Origin of the sequence: Rhodococcus sp. O3, assembly GCF_048897285.1 — a bacterium.
GTDB lineage: Bacteria > Actinomycetota > Actinomycetes > Mycobacteriales > Mycobacteriaceae > Rhodococcus.
Genome location: NZ_JBMBTE010000265.1, coordinates 1 through 2661, shown reverse-complemented (window position 1 = coordinate 2661; position 2661 = coordinate 1). Strand labels below are relative to the sequence as shown.

The following is a 2661-nucleotide window of genomic DNA, read 5'->3' as shown; positions in this document are numbered from 1 at the left end:
CCGGCGTCGGTTTACACCGCAGACCTTATCCCGCTCACGCGGCTGACTAGTCTGTACTCTCGTGCAGGACAAACTTGTTTGGATCGATTGTGAAATGACCGGTTTGCGTATCGGTAGCGACAAACTCATCGAAATCGCCGCGCTGGTCACCGACAGCGACCTCAACGTGCTCGGCGAGGGCGTGGACATCGTGATCCACGCCGACGACGACGCGCTGGCCGCGATGCCGGATGTCGTGCAGCAGATGCACGAGAAGTCGGGGCTGACCGAAGAGGTGCGCCGCTCGACGGTCACCCTGGCCGAGGCCGAGAAGCTCGTCCTCGACTACGTGCGGGCGCACGTGCCGGAGGCCGGTACCGCTCCCCTGGCCGGCAACTCCATCGGCACCGACCGGCAGTTCATCTCCCGGGACATGCCGGAACTCGACAACTACCTGCACTACCGCATGGTCGACGTCAGCTCGATCAAGGAACTGTGCCGGCGCTGGTACCCCCGCATCTATTTCGGCCAGCCCACGAAGGGCCTGTCGCACCGCGCGCTCGCCGACATCAAGGAGTCCATCCGGGAGCTGCGCTACTACCGGCGCACCGCGTTCGTCGCCCCGCCCGGGCCGTCGTCTGCGGACATCACGAGCGTCGTAAAGGATCTTGGACCGGCCTGACCAGGCGATTCGTCGTTTTCGGGTAGAGCAGGCTAGTATTTCAATCGCAGTCGCAACCGGCTCCGGCCGATAGCGGATGCAATGGTGAGTGTAGTTCAGTTGGTAGAGCACCAGGTTGTGATCCTGGCTGTCGCGGGTTCGAGTCCCGTCACTCACCCCCAAGAAAGGCCCCGACCGCAAGGTCGGGGCCTTTCCTTTTCTGTGGCCGGCCGAGGACGCGACCTCCACGGACCGGCTCGAGCACTTCGACACCGACGTGGAGCGTTACGTAGGGGCCCTACGCCCGCCCCTGACACCCTCACGAACGACGGAGGGTGACCGATGTCCGGTCACCCTCCGTCGTTCGTCTCCGCGGTGCACAGCCCGCATGCTGGGTCAGGTGTTGGCGTTGCCCGCCTTCCACGTCGCCCAGGGGATGTTCCAGTCGCCGAGACCTTCGGTTCCCTCCAGGACTCCGCCGACCGTGTTGCGCACGATGACGATGTCGCCGCGCTTGGTGTTGTCGAAGATCCACTTCGCGTTCGCCGGGCTGAGGTTCAGGCAGCCGTGGCTGACGTTGCGCACCCCCTGATCACCCAGCGACCACGGCGCGGAATGGAAGAAGATGCCGCTGTACGACATGCGCGTCGCCCAGTCCACCGGCGTGCGGTAGCCCTGCGGCGAGTCGGCCGCCACCCCGTACGTGGACGAATCCATGATCATGTGGTCGAAGCGGTCGCCGATCGTGTAGACGCCGTTGGGGGTGGGCGTGCTGTCCTTGCCCATCGACGTCGGCATCGACATGATCGCGCTGCCGTTGCGGTTGACCACGACGGTCTTCGTGTTGTCGTCGACGTCGATGATCACCGCGTCGCCGATGGTGAACGACGAGTGCACGTCCGACTGGCCGAACAGTCCGTCACCGAGGTCCTTGCCGTACGCCTTCACGTCGACCGTCACGGTCGTACCCGGCGTCCAGTAGTTCTCCGGCCGCCACCGCACCTCGCGATTGCTGAGCCAGTAGAACGCACCCTCGACGGGCGGATTCGTGACGATGGTGATGGCCGCCTCGGCCGCGCGCCGGTCCGGGATGTTCTCGTCGAACTGCACCGCGACGGGCTGGCCGATACCGACGACCGAGCCTTCACCGGGCAGCACGTAGGGCTGGGTGAGGTTGCCGGGCGCGCTCGTGGTGAACATAGCGACGGACGTGGTCGCTCCGCCGAGCCCGTACGCGACCGTCTCGAGCGTGTACTTGCGGTTGTAACCCAGGGGTTCGGAGTTCGCCCACGTGGTGCCGTCCGGCGCGAGCACACCGTCCACCGCTTCCCCGTCGGGATTGCGGAGCGTGACGGAATCGAGCTTGCCGTTGACCACCGAGACCGTCACCGGATCGATCGGCGAGAAGCCGACACCACCGTCGACGACGCTGGACGACACCGTGGGCTTGATGAGGGCGGCGAGGGGATTCGAATCGATGGGGACCTCGTCGGCGCCGCCGGCCGAGCCGCCGGCGCATGCAGTGACGAAGGTCATGACACCGACCAGTACCGCCCCCAACACCGCCACGGTCGTACGCCGGGAGCGGCGCCGCGGCGTCCGCACACTCTTGTCGATCACTCTCAACCCTCCGATTCCGGACCTCCCCCAGGCCGCAAAACTGCACGTCAATGCATGTCTCATCGATGATGCCAGCCGGTGAAGACCGAGACCAAATCTGAAACCTCGACGACGAATAACGTTCGAATACCAATCGCCCGTCCACCCCTCCGCGTTACCGGCCGACATCGAGGAAATCGCCTTTGACCAGGCGATTTGGCGCCGTACAGCGGAGTGTGTAATCTTCTCTTCGTCGCCGGGACAACGGCCCGGAGACAAACCGCCAAGCGCCATTAGCTCAATTGGCAGAGCAGCTGACTCTTAATCAGCGGGTTCGGGGTTCGAGTCCCTGATGGCGCACAGCAGAAGGCCTGCACCGAGAATTCTCGGTGCAGGCCTTCTTCGTTCTCGGCGCCGGCCGG

At 64.8% G+C, this 2661-nt stretch carries 2 protein-coding genes and 2 tRNA genes; 3 read left to right on the top strand and 1 reads right to left on the bottom strand.

Features of this window, described 5'->3' with window-relative positions:
• Nucleotides 1-61: 61 nt before the first annotated feature.
• Together orn and ACN675_RS28695 are read left to right on the top strand one after the other, a co-directional pair.
• On the top strand, nucleotides 62-661 hold the full coding sequence (gene orn, locus ACN675_RS28700) for an oligoribonuclease (protein WP_420754044.1): 600 nt from the start codon (nucleotides 62-64) through the stop codon (nucleotides 659-661).
• 83 nt (nucleotides 662-744) lie between these two features.
• A tRNA-His gene (locus ACN675_RS28695) sits at nucleotides 745-822 on the top strand.
• A gap of 214 nt (nucleotides 823-1036) precedes the next feature.
• Here ACN675_RS28695 and ACN675_RS28690 read toward each other — a convergent pair.
• Nucleotides 1037-2176, bottom strand: a complete 1140-nt coding sequence (locus tag ACN675_RS28690; RefSeq protein ID WP_420754045.1) for a L,D-transpeptidase — start codon at nucleotides 2174-2176, stop codon at nucleotides 1037-1039.
• Between the two features lie 350 nt (nucleotides 2177-2526).
• On the opposite strand from ACN675_RS28690, the gene ACN675_RS28685 reads away from it, so the two are divergent.
• Nucleotides 2527-2599, top strand: a tRNA-Lys gene (locus tag ACN675_RS28685).
• The last annotated feature ends 62 nt before the right edge of the window (nucleotides 2600-2661 follow it).

Coding starts and splice junctions, on each gene's coding strand:
- ACN675_RS28690 (WP_420754045.1), bottom strand. CDS start 2,176: ATGACCTTCGTCACTGCATGCGCCGGCGGCTCGGCCGGCGGCGCCGAC.